This window comes from Staphylococcus simulans, assembly GCF_025561465.1.
In the GTDB taxonomy this organism is placed as follows: Bacteria; Bacillota; Bacilli; order Staphylococcales; family Staphylococcaceae; genus Staphylococcus; species Staphylococcus simulans.
The window spans coordinates 2,168,429-2,190,109 of record NZ_CP095100.1 but is presented as its reverse complement, the minus strand read 5'-3'; the positions used below and the strand labels follow the sequence as shown (position 1 = coordinate 2,190,109).

The following is a 21,681-nucleotide window of genomic DNA, read 5'->3' as shown; positions in this document are numbered from 1 at the left end:
AGGCATTTCAATCAATATTAAGATGTTGCGGGTTGTTGTGTATGTTTCTTATTGCGCATAAAGTCTATCGCAATACCAATTGCAGTTAAGATAATAAATGGTAGTAACCAAGCCAATCCTAAATCAGATAATGGCAAGAATTGATAGACTGCATTTAGTGGTTTGATCAGTTTAAATGTGTTGAAGATTTCAAGTACTGAAATAATTAATGTTGAAATCGTCGGTAAAATATAAGCGATTTTTAATTTTGTCGGAATCGCAATTGCGACAAATGAAATCAGTACCAACACAATAGAAATCGGATAAATAAATGTCAGTAATGGAACTGCGATTTGTAAAATCATGTTGAGCCCTAAGATTGAAATTAAGAATCCGACTACTGAGAATGACAGTACATAAGTCTTGTATGAAATTTGTGGGAACTTCTTCAATCCGAATGCAGAACTTGCGTTCACCAAGCCGATACAAGTTGTTAAACAAGCTAAAATTACAATCATACCGAATAAAATATTACCGAATGATCCGAATAATCGTACTGAATTATATGTTAGAATGCTTGCGCCATTATCAAAGCCTGGTTTGCTTGTCGTGATACCTAAGTATGCTAATGAGAAGTAAATCACTGTTAATAATAACGCTGAAATCAGACCTGATAAGATAACGTTTCTCACTATCTTTTTGCTGTCTGAAATACCCGCGAGTTTAAAGCTTTGTACGATAACGACTGAGAAGGCTAAAGCTGCTACTAAGTCCATTGTGTAGTAACCTTCTAAGATTCCTGAAATGAAAGGTGTTTCCGCATATTTATCATGTGGTTGTCCGACTTTTCCTTCAGGATTAATAATCGCTGCGATACATAAAGCACCAATAATCAATAATAGGGCAGGTGTTAAGATTTTCCCTAAGTTATCGACAATTTTTGTTGGGTATAAAGCGATTAACCCTACAACAATAAAGAATACAAGGGAGAAACCTACCAATGTCCATGTGTTGTGAATAGGCAGAATCGATTTTGCACCGATTTCATAAGCTACGTTCGCAGCACGTGGAATCCCGTATAGTGCCCCGATAGATAAATAAATACAAACTGCAAAAATAAACCCGAATTTAGGATGGACGCGGTCCCCGATAAACTCCACGCCACCATCATAATAGGCAATGACAATAACTGTGATGTAAGGTAATAAAATACCTGTAATCGCAAAACCTGTCATACCTGTCCACATATTGCTTTGCGCGGTATATCCGAGCATAGGTGGAAAAATCAAGTTGCCTGCTCCGAAGAATAACGAGAAGAGCATTAAACCTGATATTAGAATTACTTTTTTCATAATAACCTCCTGGTGTTGAAAACTTCTCTCTATTTACAAAAATTTCTGACAATTTATGTAGATGAATTTCTTTCAAACAAATAAACTTTAACACATTTCTAAATATTAAAAAAGCATATATTCAGATATTTTAGATGAAATGAAAGAAATTAATTGGAAATATCGTGTTAAAGGGAAAAGAGTAACTAAAAAATTGTAGAATTGATAATTTATTGCATGATTAATAAATTGGAGTTGGAGTGTAAAACCTATATATTGAAGAAGTGAGCCTAGTTTATTATTAGTGTAATGGATTACTACTTTGCTTTTAAGAGACTTCATTTCTTTTGAGGTTCATATTAGGAAGTTGAATTTAATTTCAAAAATGATGTAGTTCTTGCAAAATAAATGTGCTTGTACAAGCAACCAATGGTATTGTTGAAAAGTTAATGTTGAATCTAAAAAACTAATCATAAGAACAGGCTTTTGTATTTCATGGATTTGATTAAACTTTATTATGAAAGAAGTGAGTTATATGGCTACTAAAAGTTTTACAACTGAATATAAATTTACAGCTAAGTCAGTAGCCAATTTACTAAAAGCTATTGAACAACTTAAGTAATACTATTTGTTAATTGTTTCAAATTATATGCATAAAAATAATTATTTGAATATTTTAACTTACGCCGCTATTAGCGGTGTTTTTTATTAAAAGCTATTTTGATTTTTTAACAACTGCCCGATGACTTAAATAGCAAAATAAAAGAAACGCTGATACATCAACGTTTCAAAGGTTTCAAGTTAATTAATATTAACTACATAACCCCCTCGGAGGGAGAAAGTAGGTTGTTTTTCAATTTCTTTCATTATCAAAATGCCTTTATAAAAGGGGTTTTGGTTATACCATTATCATTCGTTTATACCGAACATCAATTTGTTTTCCCTAATTTTTCCTTATTATAAGTTGTCCATGAACTTAATAAACTGTTTATCTTCACGCTCATAAGTTTCTTCTAATAAGTGCAGGTAAACGGATTGTGTGACTAATGTTGAAGAATGTCCCAGTCGTTTTGAAATATATTGAACACTGTAACCATTATGAATTAACACAGAGGCGTGAGTATGTCTTAACGCATGTGTGGTGATACTTTTGATACCTAATTTCTTACAAGCATTGTTTAATGCTTTGTTAACCGATGCATTGGTTATTATAGAACCATTTTTTCCTGTAAATACATAACCGTTAATGTCTGATGGTCTTTTATTAATAAATTTTCTGACCTTGTTTAAGGTTTTTGTATCAATGCTTATAGTACGATCTGATGTCGTTGTTTTTGTACCGGGTAAATGTACTTTATTTTCGCCTATATAAAAATCATTACGTTTCATATTAGCAATTTCAGAGAATCGCCCACCTGTAACAAGTCCCATAAGCAGAACTAATGATGAAACACTGTCTTTTCCTTCAAGGTAGTGTTTCAACTTTTTATATTCAGTATGACTTATAAATTTTAATTCTTCGCTTTTACTGGGATTTCCACCGCTTAATTGTGCTTTGAATGTGGGATTGCGTAAAACTAATCCTTCGTGAATCGCTTGATGGAAACAATTACGAACGGAGCTATTTAATTTTCTCACGCCATCTATATTATGATTGCTACCATAATGATTTATGAATCGCTGGTAGTCTGATGGTTTTATGTCTTTTAGAAATGTATTTTTAAAATGCTTTTCAATATGATTATGCATTGAAACATAGCGTGTTAAAGTTTTTGCCGACACGTGGGGCTTCTTGTTAACCTCATACCACTGTTTGAAGTAGTCTGCAAAGATCACATCATTATTGATATTGTATCCGCGCTTTAAGTTATATTCCATATCATTCGCATGTACCTTTGCTTCTTGTTTCGTACGGAATCCGCCTTTTTGATACTTCTTATATTTACCGTCATCATCTTTGTATGAAATGATGTAGCGCCATGTTTTACCATTCTTTTGTTTTTCGAATGAAGCCATAAAATCACCTACTTAATATTCAAGTACTGTTTTAGGAAGTCGTCAAATTTATTAATAATATCTTCGTATGCTTCTTTGCTACCACTCATTTTATGTTTGCGTAACATTTGTAAGAGAATAGAAACAAACAATAAATTATTGTCTTCTGTTTTTTCTAATTCATAAAAATTATATATATTGTTGAAATAGTGAGTTTCAAAAAAAGATAAATCGTTGTTTATCAAATTAAATAAACTTTCTTTGATTTTTTCTTCTCTTCTACTTTTTGATTGAGATATTTTTTTTGACATTTTGAACATTTCTTCTTCTATTTCCTCATCTGTTAAATCTCCCATCATTTTGTTGCCACTAGTTAAATAAGCAACTGAAACCCCAAGCTTATTAGCAATTTTTTCCACAGTAGCTATTCCTAAATTTTTTCTTCCATTTTCAATATCGCTTAAATAAGACTGTGAAATTCCCATTTTTGTTGCTAGCTCACTTTGGGTGATGTTTCTTTCTTTTCGTATCTTTTTTATGTTATCGCCTATATTCATAATTATCACCTCAAATATTATAATAACAAATTGCTCATTGAAATTGAAAAAACTTTTTTGTAAAAAACTGTTGCAATTTTTACAACTGTATATTAACATATGTGTATATCGCCGATATCGATAAAATGTTCTGTTAACTACTTTTATTTTTACCTTTTTATATCGCCGATAATGATAAAAATAAGGAGGGTGAAAAGCATGACTATATTAATCAACTCAAATATTTTTAAGAAAGCGATGTTTTTAAAGGGATTGAACTTATCAGAATTATCAATTAAGACAGAAGTAAGTACAACGTATCTAAGTCAAATCGTTAATGGTAAGAAAGTACCTAGTCCAAAACTAGCAAAAAAGATTGCCAATGCTTTAGATGTTGAAATTGAAGATATTTTTGAGTTTGAACTAAAGGAGGTTTAACCAATGATTAAACAACTATTCAATAACAAAGAAATCCGATTTATTGAAAAAGACGGTGAATATTGGTCAGTAGCTGGAGATGTAGCGAAGGTATTAGGTTTTAGAGATAGTTACACAGCAATTAGAGTACTGCCTAATCATGTAAAGGATACACACAAAGTGCGTACCCTTGGTGGAGAACAATGTATGTCGGTTATTAACGAAAAAGGTATTTATCGTCTTGTAATGAGATCTAACAAAACTGAAGCTGAAGATTTCCAAGACTGGATTTGTGATGTGCTGGTTGAATTACGACAATCTACAGGACTTAAAGAATATGAAGTATTTCGCATGTTGGACAAAGAAAAGCAAAAAGAAGCGATGGATAATTTAAAGAATGGTATTGAAGTCATTTCTAGAAAAGATTATTGCAAAGCTCAAACAATTAGTAACAAAGCAGTTTCAAATGTGTTCGGCTTTCCTAAGATGGTTCAAAAGGAAGGAATGACAAAAGACATGCTGGAGTTAAGACAACAAGTATTAAATGACACAGTAGAATTCATGGTATTTGTTGATAAATATAATCTTCCTTTATCAGTTAGCAAACACATTTACGACAAATACAATGATAAACAACAAATGGCATAAGGAGATGACAAATATGCTGCAAGAAACAGATTACACAATCACACTACTCGAACATAAGACACTGTGGACGATGTACGATCTAATGGCGCATACGAACAAAAGCAGAAATACATTATTAAAAAAGTTGTTGTTGAACCCAAAACACCAATCGAAAATCGCAGAATTCACGCATGCACCAGCACATAAAAATGACCATTGGTCTTTTGTCGCTAAGTATATGAAGCAATACATCGAAGAAAATCACAATCGAATATTTTAGAAAGTAGGTAACTGACATGAAACAACAAGTGATTATTACGAAGTCGGCTATTGGTTGGTTCAACATCAAAGACACTAATCACAATCTATTACTCAACATTGCACCAGACGTTTTTAAAGAGCACTTCCCAGACGTCAGCGAAGATATTTACATCGCGTGCATGGAGTTGGATGTTAGCAGAATTTTAGAACTTAAAAATAAGAAAAAGGTAGGTAATTAGGAATGAACGAACAACAAATACAAGTGCTTGATGACATTTACAATACATTGATTGCAGTAAGTGACGATGTAGCAACCGAGTACAAACATAAGATTAAAGATGGCGTGAATGAATGGTATGAAACTGTGAGCCGTGAGAAACATTTAGAATCAATTATTCAGTGGGCGGTACAGCAGATTGAAAATAACTTTGAAATTGTGGAGGAAAATTAAAATGGATATTTCAGAAAATATAAAGAAAATGAAACAAATAACGCTTAAATATGGTGAAAGCAAATATGCACTAGGTCGTGCTATTGCACATCAGGAAATGTTAGACGCATTAGCATTATATATGGTGACACAATTATCAGATGAAAACGATGTGGAAGCGTTCGAGAAATTCCAAATGATGATTAGGGACGAGCTGGAAATTGAAGAGAAAAACACAAAAACATACTTGGACGAACTCGATGTACTACTAAATGACAAAGGGGAGAACGAATAATGAATTTTAAAATAGCTAACTTACTAAATGAAATTGAAATCATTAAAGGAAAGTTTGAGGACTTACTTATAACATTTATGTGGTTTGAACAGGAATATTTTACACATGATTCTGATCATAAATTAAACAAAGAAGAACTTAAAATTCATGGTTATAAATATCACGAACATCGTATTCAGATTACTCAAGCGATTGATTTAATGCAGATGTACACAAAAGAATTAGAAAAAGCGCTATCTGACGAAAGTTTGACGACCGAATCAGATAACGCGTAAAAATAACAATATACCAGAGCGAACAAAACTCTATAACTATATTATAGCAGTTTTTGCTCTGGTATTCATCAGAGGTGACAAAATGAATAAAATTAATTTGGAATATGATACTCAAGTGAGTATGGTGTGGTATGACAGTTTAGACGCTGGTTCTTTTAAACAATTCTCACAACCTAAGTGGAGTGAGCTTATTAATAGATTAGCTATACCACAAATAAATACCAATAAATATAGTCGCGGAGTTGCCGTTTATGGTGACCTTGCGGATAGTGATAAAGGTAAAAAATACCGTGCAGATAATAATGTGATCTATCGAGATGTATTGGTATTAGATTATGATGAAATTTCTGATTTAAAGGCATTAAATGAGGCATTTAAAGCACATTTAGGAGCATTTGCTTACTTTTGGCATACAAGTTATAGCCACCACACAGAAGCCCCTAGATTACGCTTATTTATTCCCTTAAATAAACGTATTAACGGCGAAGAGTATCGAAAGTATACAAAGGTGCTAGCTTCTAAGATAGGTCATAAAGTAGATGAGGGTTCATACCAACCTAGCAGAGCAATGGCATTACCCGTTATAAAAGATAAAAACCGTGCGTTTGTATATAGATTCAATGACGCTCCAATATTGGATTCTCCTACTATAGAAGGTTGGGCCAACGAGTTTAAACAAGAGGGTAAGCCTATTACCGTTTCATATCATAAAAAGCATAGTGCTGAACATTGGCAGAGTGTCTGTATGGGGGTAGGTGCTGGTGAACGAAACACAGTATTAACACAAATTATCGGATATTTATTGCGTAGATATGTAGATCCTAGCCTTGTATATGGTTTGGCTTATGGTTGGGCAAAGCAATGTACGCCGCCTATTGAAGATAAAGAAATTATCAAGACATTTAAAAGTATTTATTTGAGACACACGCGAAAGGAGTGATTAAATGGCCGAACTACCCACAGAAATTACAGAAATCGTCAATGATAGTAATGCCGCCGAGAGTATACCAACTAATTACCAAGTACGTGATAATGGCTGGTTATATAAAATGGTGGAAAAAGGTAGAGGTGACGATAAGCAAGTTGTTCCAATTTTAATCACTTCAACACCGCCATTTATTACTAAAAAGTATAAAGATATTGAAACAAACGAGTTTACTTATGAAATGACCTTTAATAATGGCGGAAGAACTTACCAGTTTCCCGTGTTCGCTCGTGATTTAGCAGACGCTACACACTTAATCGGACTAGCTAGCAGAGGTTTAGATGTAAACACTACAAATCGTACTGATCTTGTTAATTATATAAGCATGTATATGCGACTGAACCCGTTGCCTATAACAAATATAGTCACTCGATTAGGTCATGTAGGTAAATACTTTGTACATCCGTTGGATAGCGAAATTGAGTTGACGATTCATGAACAGGGTTATAAAAAAATTGCGAACCAATTCAAGACTAAAGGAACATTGCAAGGATACGCTGATAATGTTTTTAACCTTATATCCAATTCTTATCCCGCAATGATGTTATTGTATGCGTCTTGTGGCTCGATATTGCTGCATGACTTTGATGTAGAACCGTTTATCGTAGATTTAAGCGGGGCTAGTTCACGAGGCAAAACAACCGCTTTAAAGGTGGCTGGCAGTGTGTGGGGAACTTCAAACCTTATTAGTGAATGGAATACAACCAGAGTCAATATTGAACGTAAATCAGCATTCTTAAACAGCTATCCGCTTCTTTTAGACGACTCAAGAAAAGCGAACCCTTATATGATACCAGATGTTATATATCAATTCAGCGGTGGCCGTGAAAAAGGTCGTGGTAACAAGTCGAGTATTGAAGTGGAGAGAACATGGCAAAACATTATGCTTTCCACAGGTGAAACCTCTTTAGCGGATAGCGGCAATAAAAAAGCTGGTATCGGCGCTAGGGTTATTACATTGCAAGATGACCCGTTTAATAGTGAAGTATCTTTTATTGACTTATACGAGGGCATTAACAAGCATTACGGGACGTTAGGCATGGCTTTCATAGAACAATACCGTAAAAACAAAGAAAGCTACTACAACTCATTTAAAAGCCATGAGAAACGACTTATTGAAAAAGCTGGAACAAATGAAATTGTTGCAAGAATAGGAAGGGCTTTCGCTTTGTTACAGGTTGCTGGTGAAATCATCAATGATATTGAAGGGTTTCAACATGATCCCTACACCACGTTAGACCGAACCTATAATAAAATGCTGGAAACCAATAAGAACATTGATAAGCCTAAGCAGTTACTAGAAGAATTACTAGAAAAGTTGGATAGTGATAGAAACCATATCACTGGTGCAAATTATGGTGAAGTGTTAAACGGAACGGTCAAAGCAGTATTTAATAAAGGTTACTTATGTGTACTTACAAATACTGTTAGAGAACATCTTGGGCATGAATTACATTCTATCACTAAGCAGTGGCAAGAAAGAGGATATCTTGTAACTGGAAACGAAAGAATTGTAAAGCAAGTAAAAAACAAAGGCAGTTTATATCGTGGTTATGCAATAAAGACAAGTGTAATTGAAGATTTAGGTTTTGATTTTAAAAAAACAAGTTATTAACGGTAACACAAGTAACACATTGGTAACACATGATATTGCATAATGTGTTACCGCTCAAATGCTTGTGCTACAAGGGATATAACTAATCGGTAACACAAGTAACACATATTTTATAAACATATCCAAATATAGAGAGTTACGCATTTACTATATACCTTTTATATACGTATATATGGGTTAGAAAAAGCGTGTTACTTGTGTTACCAAATAATGAAACGACTTGATATGACTAGCTTCAAGCAGTAACACAGCACTTTGAAAAACGTGTTACTCGAGTGTTACTCAAGTGTTACCCTTATCAATTTCATTTAGAATATAGCGGCAGATAGTACCACAAGTACCACGTTTTTTATTAATAGTATAAATAGTTTTTGTACACGTACATTTTTGTTTAAACATTATCAATAGATATAAATATATATACTTCAAAAAATGAGTGGTACTGATGTGTGCCCATTCTATTTAACTAGGAGGGATAGTATGAAGTTCAAGTATCTTGATAGTAGTTGATTAATGTAGCATTCATTAAAGACTATGAAAGGGAGAGAGGTTGGATAGTGGTTGATGTTGTTCCTAAGATTTTCATAGAAAAGAGTTAATCCAGTTTTTAGAAAGAGATACAAAGAACAGTGTGATCAACACATACTTAAATAAAAATTTAGGATTTTTTAGAATTCTCTTTTATATCAATGCGGATGTAAGCTATAAAACATTTTCATTATCAAAATGAAGAAGGTGATTAAGTGAACCATAAACGTATTGCATATTTAATAGTTAAACGTTCACCGATACCAATACATTTAATGAATACAAAATATATTAATAAAGCAGTTCAACGATACGCAAGAAAGCGTGATGATTTTGAACTTATTAAAATGTATATTTATCAGATTAAAAGAAGAGAGGTACAACATGTTAGATCCTGCAAATGAATCTGTTAAACGTATATTTAAGTGTAACAATAGGAATGAATTATTAAATAAGTACTTTAAATTATTAGATGAATACTTTCTTTATAATTTTATTTTTTATGAAGAAGATAAAGACAACGAACGTATATATGGTTTTGTTGTTTATACTAAAATCAAATTAGGAGATGAAGTAAATGACAGGTTTTAAAGAACAATTCGGATATCAACTATCTAGCTTTGATGATATGGATATTAAAGGTTATGCCAGACTGTATCAAAAGGATATTGGTAAAGAGGTGGAATTGATTGAGCAAGGATTAAAGACATTAAGTATTACAGAATCAGAAGTATTATCACCAGAACAAATTAACAATAAACTATTAGGAGTGTTAAATATGAATGGAGTAAATCAATCAAGCAATACATGGGTAGGTACATTAACAAAACAATTAGTAAGTAGTGGAAATAACTTTAACATTAAAGAGTTACCGACTGCGCGTAAAGAAGTATTCAATGAATTATTAGTCAATGCCGAGTTACCTCAAACATTACGTGATGTGATTACTATTACGAATGATGAACATGTAGAGACATTACCTACACTAACGTACATTAAAGATAAGTTAGCTACGAATGGTATAGAACTATCACTTAATGGAAGTAGTAAATATTTTGATAGACGTGAAGGACATATCTATACAGAGGTATCAGATAGTGTAGTGCATGGCTCGGATAGAACATTAGATGAGTTACTTAAAGAAATATTTATTAATGAATGTGTTGCATATGAAACAACACTACTCTTAGACAAGAACAATGCTAGTGGTTTGATTGATAAAGATAACCAAGACCTATCACTTTACAATCAAGGAATCAAAGAAGTAAGTAACACATCAATGTATGATGGTATCAAACAGGCGATGAAAGATATACCACAAACATTCAGACGTAATGTATCAATTGTAATGAATACAGATCATCATGATAAGTTAATCAAAGAGTTAGCACAGATGGGATTAGGTGCGCTTGCAGGTGATTTAAACAAGCTGTTTAATGTATCTCACGTAGTAATTACAGATGATGCACAAGATATTTTTGTAGGAGACTTTGCGCATGCTGTGTATGCTAAATATGAACCTATTATGTACAATAAAAAGAAACAAGCATTTAAAGGTATTTACCAATTTTCGTTGAACTATGTATTTGATATCAAAGTTGTTGCGGAGTTATTACGTATCGTTAAAATCAATTAATTTTTATATAATCCCCCCTACCCTCGAAGAAAAAATAAAAATCGTCGGGGACCGACGGGGGCCCATCGCTCGCAATCAATCGAAAATTTTCATGAAAGGGGGGTAACTAGACTTATTTTTTCAGTTGTTAAAAGGGATAAATCTATTCAAAAAAGTATAGCTATATGGCCTCTACCTTCTAAAAGTAATGACAAAATATCAGAAATATGACTTTAAGCGTTTTGCAGTCCAAAATTAATTTAAAAATAAGCTTAAAAAGATGAACCACTGCCTTATTAAAAGGTGGTGGTTTTTAATAATCTAACATGCAATATATGAATGAACGTGTTTTAATTTTAAAAAGCACTTTTAGAGAGCTAGCTCCTAAAGTTGTATTAATACACGGTATTTTTCTGTTTAGACATCTATTTTAAATAAAGATAATCATAAGCTATTGTGATAGTTAGTGCTTTTACTATACTTATTTGGAATATTTAACTACTTTATTTACATACTAATTTTAAATTCATATACTATTTTTAAATAGAGCAAAAGCAAAGGGTGGATAAATTGAACTATAATGAACAGGATTACCAAGCATATTCTCAAAAATTTAGCGAGAGTATTTTGATGAGTTTTAAAGTATCTTTTACATATCAGAATAAAGATTATAACGGTTCGCTATTTGTGAATGATGACTATATAGTATTTATTAAAGCTAAAGAGGAGTTTATCTATCGTATTCCTATTACCGATATTATAGAATATGAAAAGGTAAACAAGATTAGAAGTGCGGTTCTCACGCTTATATATGGCAATGGTTATTATGCAGAAATTAGTTTTAAAGATAAAAATGAACCTGACTTATTGATTACTTACTTCCAAATTACTTATGAACATAGAATTAAAAAAGAGAAATTTGAAGTTTGGCAACAAGCTGAAACAGAGTATATCAACAAAGAAAAAAGAAAGTTGTTAGATCAGGACAAAAGTGAATTTAATGAGTGGAAAGAACAAGAGTTGATTTCTTTTAAAGAAATGAAAGCTAAATACAAACAAGAAATACAACAACTAGAAATTGAAATTGAATATTATCTGAAAGAGAAGCAAAAAATCAGAACTAATTTAAAGAACATGGAACGTGAAAGACTGGCGAATATAGAAAGTAAATATAATGAGGTGAAAGAAAAAGTAGACCAACAAAGAACACGTTACAATGACCTCGTTAAAGAATATGATAATAAACAAAATGAATTGGAAAAGGACTTGCTGCGCTTTAAAGAAAGACAAATCAACAGTATTTCAGAACAAAAAGAAAAAGTTGAGAAAGAGCTTAGTATAAGACAAGATGAATTAGAACAAGCACAAAGCGAATTATCAGCAAAAAGAAAAGAGAAAAGGGCTATTCAAAGAGAGTTAACACAATTAAGAAAAGACCAAGATATAATGCAAGTCTTTGTAAGTGCTTTTGAGGAAGATGTAACTTCCCATGACTTGAAAAATAAATTAGGTATGCTCACATTAGAGGAAAAGGAAATGTTTAAAGACGGTGACGCAGCAATTTATTATGGGTACGAGGATGAAAAGAAAATAGTCAATGCTCAATTGAAGCAAATATTGCGTTCATTCAATACGGAATGTGATTATATGTTAAGCAATGTGACAGCTAAAAACTATGAAAGTTACCATAGCAGAATAATAAGAGCATATGAAACACTCAATAAGATATATAGTGTCGATAGTGTAGAGATTACTAAACCATACTTAGAAAAGAAACTAGAGAAATTAAATTTAATTTATCAGTATCAAATTAAAGTCCAACAAGAAAAAGAACTTCAACATGAAATCAAAGAACAGATTAAAGAAGAAGAACGTGTAAAACGTGAAATAGAACAAGAGAAGAAGAAAATCGAAAAAGAGGAAACGCAATTCAGTAATGAAGTTAGATCATTGTTCAAACGTCTTGAAAAATCACAAAGCGACATTGAGAAAGAGTTATACGCTGATAAAATCAAAGAGTTAGAAAACAAAATCAAAGAATTAGAAGAAGATAAAAAGAATGTGCTTGAACGTGAAGCCAATACTAGAGCTGGATATGTTTATATCATATCTAATATTGGTTCATTTGGTGAGGATATTTATAAGATAGGCGTTACTAGACGATTAGAACCATATGACAGAGTTAAAGAGTTAGGGGATGCTTCTGTTCCATTTGAATTTGATGTTCATGCTATGATATTTAGTGATGATGCACCTAATTTAGAGAATGTACTTCATAAACACTTTAGAGATAGAGAAGTCAATAAGGTAAACCATAGAAAAGAATTCTTTAAAGTCAATATTGATGAAATAGAGCAAGTTGTTAAAGAAAACCATAATAATACAGTTGAATTTATTAAAGTACCTGTAGCAGAACAATACTGGCAAAGTCAAAATATAGATGAATTGAATATTGATTATTAAACAATCATTATTTATATGAATACGGTAAGTGAAAAGGTGAGTGAACAATATAGAGATGAAGTAATACTATTAATTTAATAGATTAGCACAATATTGAATGAGGTAATACAAACACTGCTGCAAACATAGGTTTTAACAATTTTAACAAGCTGAGAGAGCCTTTATATTGTATTGGAAAAGGAATAGTAGGTAAGTTAGAATAACTCATTGCAATTAAACGACTAATAAACGAAGGTCATATTATTAGTAAACCATCAAAATAACAAATATCAGAGTACATCTATCAATATGTTGAAAATTTGATGAACCACCGCCCTGTAATAAGGAGGTGGTTTTTAATAATCTGACATGCAATATTTGAACAAACTTGTTTTCGTTTGAAAAAGTAATTTTAGAGAGCTAGCTCCTAAAGCTTCAATAGTTGGTGTTGAATTGAGACATGCTTTCAAAGAATGTTTATATACAAAAAGCCACCACACTGTAGTGTAGTGGCTTATTCAAAACGTCAAAAAAGAAGATTGTATGACCAATGTAACTTGAAGGTACACATATATAATAACATGAAAGTTCTGACTTACATAAGAGGTTTCTAAAAGTTGTGGTACATAAATGGTAGGGGAGTCAAAACTCAATATTGAGTTCTGGTAGCACATTATTGGTAGCACAAAAAAGTTTAAACAAAATGTAAATGTACACGTTCAAAAATGACTTTGTACTTAATCAAAGTTGATTAGGTTCAAACAGACAAAAAAGTCTGATTGTGATCTAAAAGCTATTAGTCAAAAAAGACTAACAGTATTAAGTGTCGTGAAATGCGACGTTAGGAAGAATAAAAATCGACTTCTGAGTTGTTTCTGAGTTTTTAGTAGCAATGAGAGGGGGGGAGTGTACATGAAAAGATATTAATAAAAAAGGATAACTGTCAATGCAGTTATCCTTAAAAATATGTATGAATGGTATCCTCAACTCTAATGTGGCTATCTTACAGATAGCTTATGAAGGCCACTTTTATGGCTAAACCACACATTTTAGAGAATTACGAGCAATACCCTATTAATATAATATCATGATATTACACATGTGACAATAAAAACATTTATTAGTGAGGCTTGATATATTCTGACTTATAACTAGGGAAATTAGTAATACATATAATCCTTTCATTCAAAGCACTGAATAAATCAAGGTATTTTGCTTTAATAGTTAATGGATAAGGCTTTTTAGCATTCATGTATCTAGTTGCATAACTATAAATAAGATTGTTAAAAACATCTGCAACTTGAACTAAGTCATTGTTTTCGGAGTTGACATATTGAACTTCAATATTGTCTATACATGTTTCTGCGTATAGTTCGGTTTCTAAATAGTTTTGTAAATCTTTTAGTTTTTTCACTGATTTATTTCTCTCATCTAACATTAAACATATAGAATTTAAATTACGTTTGAAATTATCTTTGAAAAATATACCTACCAAATAATTGTACGTTACATGGGGATTGCTTCTAAGTCTATCATCTAAATAATGGTTATCAACAATCGTATAATAGAATTCTATGTCAGTTTTTTTAATTAGTTGTTCAAAAATGTGTGTTTTCATTTCAATAGGCATTTCAGAGCCTTTGATTTCGCTTTTAACATCTAACTTTAAGTTGTGGTGCTTCAAATAATCAATTTTAGATTTTCTAAACACCCTTTTTACTTTTTTCTTTTCTGATGTCGAAATCATGCCAATGATAAAATATTTACATTCAAAATGGTTAGATTGAGATATTGATCCTGATTCATCGCCATAAAAAGTTCTATGCATCATAAATTATACCTACTTATATTTTTGTTTATTGTCTATTATAGCAACTTTTATTTACTAATTCATCATTATTAATGTATATATTTATGTTTATAATTATTAGGTGAGGCAAAATGTTGGCGATGTTGAAAATAATAATATCTGTTTGTGTTTCCTTTAGTTGAATTATGTTGAGACATAGGAAATATTATGTAGGATAGTGAGCTGCATTAACCATTTCAAAAAAGGGCAAAAAAAGGCGAGATATAGATAGTAAAGGCGAGTTCGTGAATGCATGTTGAGTTGATAAATTGATAAAGCGCGTGAGTTTATATTTTTATGATAGGTGTCCGAAAATTAATATCTTTCATTTAAAAGTACATATACAAAAAATTAATATAATTTCTTTGCACATTACTTATACGAAATACGATGTGTAGCTCTGAAAATTGGTGTATATATAAAAAGTAGTAATTAAATCTACAATGAAGTACCTATTTTATTTATATTGATAATATGATATATATATAGTTGAGTTTATTATTTATCAAACGAAAAAAGGTGGGTTATTCTATGAGTTTAAAAGAAATATGGCATTATTTACTTAATAAGAAATGGGAGTCAGATGAAGTGTGGATGTTAATTTTGTATGTTTTTATAGCAAGTATATTTACTACGCCCCTTTTAGGCATTCCTCTTGGTTTGATCGCTTTCTTATTTTTTAACGAAGAAGTACATAAGAAGTAATATAGCATTAGCTTATTTAATACTACCGGCACTTTAATGTTTAAAATTATTAGATAGAGAATAAATAATAACTAGATAGGTATTAGCTACTAGCCTAGAATTGAGTATTTCCGAAAAATCCAAAATTCTAAAAAGCCCTCTTGTTTATAAAAAGGGGGTTATTATTACATATCTTCACTATATTCTATACGATTATGTTAGGTAAATAAAAAGTAGTTGTATATTACACCGCCTTAATTGGCGGTTTTTTGTGGTGAGAGAGTGTATTGCATTGAGAAGTGGCTTAATAGATGACTAATGAAGTCAGCGCTGTCTCGTATTCTTCCTGTGTTGTAGTGTGCATAAATAGTGAATTGGGAAAAATAAAACACTGGTTGAAAAGCTCAGTGTCAAGAATTAATCAATGAATTTAATAGCTTTTAAAAGGTTGTAAAATTTTGTATATAACATTGAAAAGTTGATGTACCTTTTTAGGTACATCTTTATTATAACAAATAATTATTGTTAGTGATAAGTTTAGAATGAAGGATAAAAAAACCACCTATATAGGTGGTTAAATCAAAAGACAAAAGAGCGCTGGTTAAATTAACATAGAAACTGTTAATCGTACCTTTTAGGTACGTATGTATACTAACATATTTAATTAGGATAGTGTAGAGAAAATCATAGAATACATTTTATCGTTTCCTTAATTTTTCCCTATTAAATTTTAAAATACCATTAAATAAAGGTTATTATAGTGTAAGTAACCCCCTCGGAGGGAATCGAACCCCCATTTCAAGAACCGGAATCTTACGTGTTATCCATTACACTACGAGGGGTAAATATTAACATGCAATTATTAGTGTACCTGTCTCGTGTAGAGTGGTCAATATGATGATATTATAAAGGTGTGAGTTTTATTTTTGACCATTTTTGACTTTTAGGTTAAAATAAGGATAATTCATAAAAGTACAAGGAGGAAATAGAATGAATTTAATTCCTACAGTAATTGAAACAACAAATCGCGGCGAACGTGCTTATGACATTTACTCAAGATTATTGAAAGACCGTATTATTATGTTAGGTTCAGCAATTGATGATAACGTAGCAAACTCAATCGTATCACAATTGTTATTCTTACAAGCACAAGATGCTGAGAAAGATATTTATCTATATATCAACTCTCCAGGTGGTAGTGTAACAGCTGGATTCGCAATTTATGATACTATCCAACACATTAAACCAGATGTACAAACAATCTGCATCGGTATGGCTGCTTCAATGGGTTCATTCTTGCTTGCAGCAGGTGCTAAAGGTAAACGTTTCGCATTACCTAACGCTGAAGTAATGATTCACCAACCACTAGGCGGTGCACAAGGTCAAGCGACTGAAATCGAAATCGCAGCAACACACATCTTAAAAACACGTGCTAAATTAAACAAAATCTTATCAGAACGTACAGGTCAATCAATTGAACAAATTGAAAAAGACACTGATCGTGATAACTTCTTAACTGCAGATGAAGCTAAAGAATACGGCTTGATCGACGAAGTTATGCAACCTGAAAAATAAGTTGTTATTAAATATAGAAATGAAAAGAGTTCCGGGGGTTTTCCGGAACTCTTATTTTTGTCTTTTATAATGTTTTATTAAGTTAATGACGGTCCACCCTAATATAATAATTCCAACTATTAGGTAAAACAGTGCAATATATAAAGAAGGGATAGCTCGCGTCATTGAAAAACTGCCGATACATATTAAAAGTAATCCAGCAATGATTACTAAAATACGTGTTACAAGACTGCTTTTATCCATTCATACACCTTCATTCACTATACTTGCTATATCTGTATAAACGCTCGAATTTTTTATGATTTCATTTAGTAATAAGCGCTCACAATACAAATATATTATATAGCTTTTTACTCATGAACTAAACTATCAAGTGCTGATTTTAAGTCAGGATATGCAAATTTGAAACCATAAGCATCTAGGCGGTTCGGAATTGCTTTTTGCGTATCTAAGATAATCGTTGCTCTTTGTCCTAAGACTAAGCGTAACAGTGCACTTGGTACCCATAATTCATGAGGTTTGTGCATTGCACGTGCTAAAGCATAACCGAATAAGTTTTGACGCTCAGCAATAGGTGTTGTCATATTGAAGACGCCTGAAGCATCATCTTGATTGATTAAGAAAAGAATCGCACGTGTTAAATCTGTAATGTGAATCCATGAATACCATTGGAAACCAGTGCCTAATTTACCACCGAGATAGAATCGGTAAGGCAATTCCATAGTTGGTAAGGCACCACCTTCATCTGAAAGCACCATACCAAAACGACCGATAATGACACGCGTATCATGTTGTTCGAATTTACGCGCAAAACGTTCCCATTGATATGTGATATCAGATAGGAAATCATGCGGATCGCATTTTGATAATTCTGTGTAAGTACGGTGCACATCTGGTGTATAATAACCTACTGCACTTGCGTTGAATAAAATTCCAGGGAACTTACCTTTATGTTCAAACAATTCATAAAGTGATTGTGTGGCTTGAATACGACTTAACATCAAAGTTTGTTTATATTCATCTGTCCATCTTTTATTCAATGATGCACCTGCTAAGTTAATCACAATATCAATATGATCTGGGACTTTATCTTCCCAACCTTCTTTACTCCAGTTAACATAGGTGATCTTATCATCTAAGTTTTGACGATCTTGACGAGTTAAAATAGTAATATGTGAATCTGTACTGTGTATTGCATCTACTAAATGACTGCCAACTAAACCTGTACCGCCTGTAATAAGAAATTCTTTCATTTTTATATTCACCTCATTAATATTAAACAACGTTTTGGATACCGAAACCCAATAGATTATAGACATTCTAAACATTCATTATTTATTCAATGTTTAGTCATTAATATGTCAATTTAAACTATGTAATCTTGTTTAAATCACTTATAGCTAAGTTATAATAGAAGTACCTTCGAAATTAATTAAACATCTCTTAATTAAAAATAGTATACCCCATAATATACATGCGAAGGTGAAATTTTGACTCCCTTTAGTATTGGACCTATGCGAGCAACGTATAGGTCCTTTATCATGTCTTTTTACGGTTGTTGATGTAGTATATTATAACAATCTTATATCAATTAATCATCTTACTTGGTTTTTGACCAATTGCCTTCTGTTAACCCATTCAAATAAATATTGAAATTATAAAATGTTTCCTAAGCAAAATAATGTATACCCTAGTGGAAAATGTTATGATATATAAATGAATACAGCTCAGATATAATAGTGAAGATGTTGTAAAAAAGGGTATGAGTTAATATATCAAAATAAGTAACTCAAGTAACTTATAGAAAAAGAAAAGGGATTGGAAAGAGGAGAGCACATGTCTAACAATAAAATGAGCAAACCCGCTAAGATACTAAGTGCTGTAATCGTATTTTTCTTATTATTCGGTTTAGCATTTGCGACTTTTGCTTTTGTAGATAATAACAAGAAGAGCAGCGAACGATACAGTCAACAACAGAAAAAAGAAGAGCAAGAGAAAAAAGATCGTGCTGAAAAGAAAAAACGAGAGGCAGAAAAACGCAAAAAAGAAAAAGAAGAAGAGGAACAACGTCAACAAGAAATTGCTGATCAACAAGCAGCAGAGCAAGCAAGACAAAATGAATTAGCTGCACAACGTGAACAACAAAGACAACAAGCTGAACAAGCCCGTCAAAATGCAGCAACACAAAAAGCGCAACAAAAAGAACAAAAACCACAAAAAGATAGTTCTGATGATAAAGAAGCACAACAAAAAGCTCAAGAACAAGCAGAGAAACAACGTGAGCAAGCTAGAGAAGCGGCTCAAGAAAGACAAAAAGCACAACAAGAAGCTCAGCAAAAACGTCAAGAACAAGCACAACAGCAAGCTAAAGAGCAAGCACAGCAACAACGAGAACAACAAGCTGCTCAGCAAAAACAACAGCAACAACAAAAACAGCAACAGCAACAGCAAGAAAAACAACAACAAAGCAGTCAGCCCAGGCCAGGGCAAGAACAGCAGTCAAGGTCAGTAAATGAATCACAAAGCACTCAGCAAAGACAAGCACCACAACAAAATACACAATCAAGTCAGTCTTCAAGCTCGAACCAATCAAGTTCAAGCCAATCGAGCCAACAGAAGTCAGACGATTAATTCATAAAAAGGACCGCAATGCCAAAAGCACTGTGGTCCTTTCATTATGAGATAAAACTGATTAGCCAAGTGATAACGAGTGCGATAATCGCAACAACAGGTAAACAACCGCATCCGAATGGCGTGCAGCCGAAGGAATAATATTTTATTTTTCTATCCTGTTCGAAGCGGGAACGCTGGTGTTCACTTGGACTATGTTTAAAGTAATCATCATCTTTATAGCGAGGGTCATTGGGATCAATGACTTCAGGTTGGTCATTATTTGTCATGCAACTACCTCCTTCGTACATATCCATTATAAAGTAGGGAATACTGAAAATATAATGATAAGAAAAAGTGGTTTTCAGATGATTTCTCAAGTGGAAAAAGGGTATAATATATTTGTAAAGGTAGTGTTGTTCACAATAATATTACTTAAATGAAGTTGAAGTGAGTGTTTAAGCTTGCTTTTTATTCCAGATGATAGTATTATGACAATTGTAAGAGATGTTATTTTTTTGTCCCACCTGGGACTAAAAACGTCAAAGCATGGTTGCATGTTGACCCTTAAATAAAAAGAGGAGGAAATAGTAGTGGAAGACTTGCTTAAAGTCCAACAGAAATTGATTCCTGAGCTTGTCGAAAAAATGTATCGGAGATTTACAATACTCACTACTATCAAAATGCACCAGCCAGTCGGAAGAAGAAGTTTAAGTGAATATATGAATTTGACTGAACGTGTGTTGAGATCAGAAACGAATACGTTGAAAAAGCAAGAATTAATCAAGGTAAAACCGACAGGAATGGAATTAACTCCTGAAGGCGATGAATTGATTGAATCCTTAGAATCATACTTTGACATGTATTCAGACGGTTATCATCTAGCACAACTGTTAAAAGAACGCTATCAAATTAAAAACGTTTATGTTGTTCCTGGTGATACCGATATGGATAGTGCTGTAAAAAAAGAGATGGGCAGCCAGGCAGGTCAGTTATTAGAACGAACTTTTTACGAAGATGCTATCGTTTCTATCACAGGCGGTTCCACAATGGCCTCTGTGAGTGAATCAATGCATGTACTACCATTCAAAACATTCTATGTCCCCGCAAGAGGTGGCTTAGGTGAAAATGTGGTATATCAGGCGAATACGATTGCAGCAAGTATGGCACAGCAAACTGGCGGAGAATATACAACATTATATGTTCCTGACAATGTCAGTGAATCAACATATGAGTTGTTGCTTCAAGAGCCCTCAGTTCGTAATACATTAGAAATAATTAAACAATCAAATATAACCGTCCACGGCATTGGTGATGCGCTGAAAATGGCAAATAGACGTCATTCGTCTAAACAAGTGATTGAAAAGCTTCAACATCACAATGCAGTCGGAGAAGCATTTGGATATTATTTCGACAGCGAAGGTCATATCGTTCATAAAGTTAAAACGATAGGACTTCAAATGGAAGATTTAGTATCGAAGCAATATATCTTTGCTGTAGCTGGAGGTGCTTCAAAAGGAGATGCGATCAGAGCGTATCTATCCATTGCTCCTAAGAACACAATTCTAATTACAGATGAAGGCGCAGCAAGAAATATAGTTCAATCACAATCAATTTAGTTTAAAAAAGTGA

22 protein-coding genes and 1 tRNA gene are annotated in these 21,681 nt (G+C 32.6%); 16 read left to right on the top strand and 7 right to left on the bottom strand.

What is annotated here, in order from left to right:
- Positions 1 to 17 precede the first annotated feature (17 nt).
- The 3 genes from brnQ to MUA87_RS10300 form a co-directional block, all read right to left on the bottom strand.
- A complete protein-coding gene (gene brnQ / locus MUA87_RS10310) occupies positions 18 to 1,331 on the bottom strand; it encodes a branched-chain amino acid transport system II carrier protein (protein WP_002481560.1) in 1,314 nt (437 codons plus the stop codon).
- A 936-nt stretch (positions 1,332 to 2,267) separates the two neighbouring features.
- Positions 2,268 to 3,326 (bottom strand): site-specific integrase, encoded by a 1,059-nt coding sequence (locus tag MUA87_RS10305; protein ID WP_262550745.1) that lies wholly within the window; start codon positions 3,324 to 3,326, stop codon positions 2,268 to 2,270.
- A gap of 8 nt (positions 3,327 to 3,334) precedes the next feature.
- A complete protein-coding gene (locus MUA87_RS10300) occupies positions 3,335 to 3,862 on the bottom strand; it encodes a helix-turn-helix domain-containing protein (protein ID WP_107548233.1) in 528 nt (175 codons plus the stop codon).
- A gap of 198 nt (positions 3,863 to 4,060) precedes the next feature.
- Between MUA87_RS10300 and MUA87_RS10295 the strand changes: the two genes are divergently transcribed.
- The 12 genes from MUA87_RS10295 (at position 4,061) to MUA87_RS10240 (ending at position 13,352) form a co-directional block, all read left to right on the top strand.
- A complete protein-coding gene (locus MUA87_RS10295) occupies positions 4,061 to 4,279 on the top strand; it encodes a helix-turn-helix transcriptional regulator (protein WP_105966446.1) in 219 nt (72 codons plus the stop codon).
- Between the two features lie 3 nt (positions 4,280 to 4,282).
- The gene (locus MUA87_RS10290) at positions 4,283 to 4,906 is read left to right on the top strand and encodes a BRO-N domain-containing protein (protein ID WP_105966447.1); all 624 of its coding nucleotides are present in this window, start codon (positions 4,283 to 4,285) and stop codon (positions 4,904 to 4,906) included.
- Between the two features lie 13 nt (positions 4,907 to 4,919).
- Positions 4,920 to 5,165, top strand: coding sequence for a DUF771 domain-containing protein (locus MUA87_RS10285; RefSeq protein WP_070626020.1), 246 nt, complete (start codon positions 4,920 to 4,922; stop codon positions 5,163 to 5,165).
- Positions 5,166 to 5,181: 16 nt separating this feature from the next.
- Positions 5,182 to 5,385: a pathogenicity island protein gene (locus MUA87_RS10280; RefSeq protein ID WP_262550740.1), complete on the top strand. Its 204-nt coding sequence runs from the start codon at positions 5,182 to 5,184 to the stop codon at positions 5,383 to 5,385.
- Positions 5,386 to 5,387: 2 nt separating this feature from the next.
- Complete coding sequence (gene tscA / locus MUA87_RS10275) at positions 5,388 to 5,597, top strand: type II toxin-antitoxin system antitoxin TscA (RefSeq protein WP_060804143.1); 210 nt, start codon at positions 5,388 to 5,390, stop codon at positions 5,595 to 5,597.
- Between the two features lies 1 nt (position 5,598).
- Complete coding sequence (locus MUA87_RS10270) at positions 5,599 to 5,871, top strand: hypothetical protein (RefSeq protein WP_262550738.1); 273 nt, start codon at positions 5,599 to 5,601, stop codon at positions 5,869 to 5,871.
- Complete coding sequence (tscT, locus tag MUA87_RS10265; protein WP_262550736.1) at positions 5,871 to 6,146, top strand: type II toxin-antitoxin system toxin TscT; 276 nt, start codon at positions 5,871 to 5,873, stop codon at positions 6,144 to 6,146. Before MUA87_RS10270 ends, tscT begins: the two co-directional genes overlap by 1 nt.
- Before the next feature lie 82 nt (positions 6,147 to 6,228).
- Complete coding sequence (locus tag MUA87_RS10260) at positions 6,229 to 7,086, top strand: primase alpha helix C-terminal domain-containing protein (protein ID WP_262550734.1); 858 nt, start codon at positions 6,229 to 6,231, stop codon at positions 7,084 to 7,086.
- Positions 7,087 to 7,090: 4 nt separating this feature from the next.
- On the top strand, positions 7,091 to 8,746 hold the full coding sequence (locus MUA87_RS10255) for a DUF927 domain-containing protein (protein WP_262550732.1): 1,656 nt from the start codon (positions 7,091 to 7,093) through the stop codon (positions 8,744 to 8,746).
- A gap of 912 nt (positions 8,747 to 9,658) precedes the next feature.
- A complete protein-coding gene (locus tag MUA87_RS10250) occupies positions 9,659 to 9,865 on the top strand; it encodes a hypothetical protein (protein ID WP_262550730.1) in 207 nt (68 codons plus the stop codon).
- Entirely contained in the window at positions 9,852 to 10,910 is a 1,059-nt protein-coding gene (locus MUA87_RS10245; RefSeq protein ID WP_262550729.1) for a phage capsid protein, read from the top strand. Before MUA87_RS10250 ends, MUA87_RS10245 begins: the two co-directional genes overlap by 14 nt.
- A gap of 549 nt (positions 10,911 to 11,459) precedes the next feature.
- Positions 11,460 to 13,352: an SNIPE associated domain-containing protein gene (locus MUA87_RS10240; RefSeq protein WP_262550727.1), complete on the top strand. Its 1,893-nt coding sequence runs from the start codon at positions 11,460 to 11,462 to the stop codon at positions 13,350 to 13,352.
- Between the two features lie 1,099 nt (positions 13,353 to 14,451).
- Here MUA87_RS10240 and MUA87_RS10235 read toward each other — a convergent pair.
- Entirely contained in the window at positions 14,452 to 15,162 is a 711-nt protein-coding gene (locus tag MUA87_RS10235) for a DUF3800 domain-containing protein (RefSeq protein WP_262550725.1), read from the bottom strand.
- A 549-nt stretch (positions 15,163 to 15,711) separates the two neighbouring features.
- Here MUA87_RS10235 and MUA87_RS10230 point away from each other — a divergent pair.
- Positions 15,712 to 15,885 (top strand): VraH family peptide resistance protein, encoded by a 174-nt coding sequence (locus tag MUA87_RS10230; protein WP_142397730.1) that lies wholly within the window; start codon positions 15,712 to 15,714, stop codon positions 15,883 to 15,885.
- Positions 15,886 to 16,634: 749 nt separating this feature from the next.
- Here the strand turns inward: MUA87_RS10230 and MUA87_RS10225 are convergent.
- A tRNA-Arg gene (locus MUA87_RS10225) sits at positions 16,635 to 16,706 on the bottom strand.
- 148 nt (positions 16,707 to 16,854) lie between these two features.
- Between MUA87_RS10225 and clpP the strand changes: the two genes are divergently transcribed.
- Positions 16,855 to 17,439: an ATP-dependent Clp endopeptidase proteolytic subunit ClpP gene (clpP, locus tag MUA87_RS10220; RefSeq protein WP_002481561.1), complete on the top strand. Its 585-nt coding sequence runs from the start codon at positions 16,855 to 16,857 to the stop codon at positions 17,437 to 17,439.
- Positions 17,440 to 17,789: 350 nt separating this feature from the next.
- On the opposite strand, the gene MUA87_RS10215 is transcribed toward clpP, so the two are convergent.
- Entirely contained in the window at positions 17,790 to 18,692 is a 903-nt protein-coding gene (locus MUA87_RS10215) for a TIGR01777 family oxidoreductase (RefSeq protein ID WP_002481562.1), read from the bottom strand.
- Between the two features lie 583 nt (positions 18,693 to 19,275).
- On the opposite strand from MUA87_RS10215, the gene MUA87_RS10210 reads away from it, so the two are divergent.
- The gene (locus MUA87_RS10210; RefSeq protein ID WP_262550720.1) at positions 19,276 to 20,070 is read left to right on the top strand and encodes a hypothetical protein; all 795 of its coding nucleotides are present in this window, start codon (positions 19,276 to 19,278) and stop codon (positions 20,068 to 20,070) included.
- 44 nt (positions 20,071 to 20,114) lie between these two features.
- Here MUA87_RS10210 and MUA87_RS10205 read toward each other — a convergent pair whose 3' ends face one another.
- On the bottom strand, positions 20,115 to 20,339 hold the full coding sequence (locus tag MUA87_RS10205) for a hypothetical protein (protein ID WP_002481564.1): 225 nt from the start codon (positions 20,337 to 20,339) through the stop codon (positions 20,115 to 20,117).
- A 303-nt stretch (positions 20,340 to 20,642) separates the two neighbouring features.
- Between MUA87_RS10205 and MUA87_RS10200 the strand changes: the two genes are divergently transcribed.
- On the top strand, positions 20,643 to 21,668 hold the full coding sequence (locus MUA87_RS10200; RefSeq protein ID WP_002481565.1) for a sugar-binding transcriptional regulator: 1,026 nt from the start codon (positions 20,643 to 20,645) through the stop codon (positions 21,666 to 21,668).
- Positions 21,669 to 21,681: the final 13 nt, after the last annotated feature.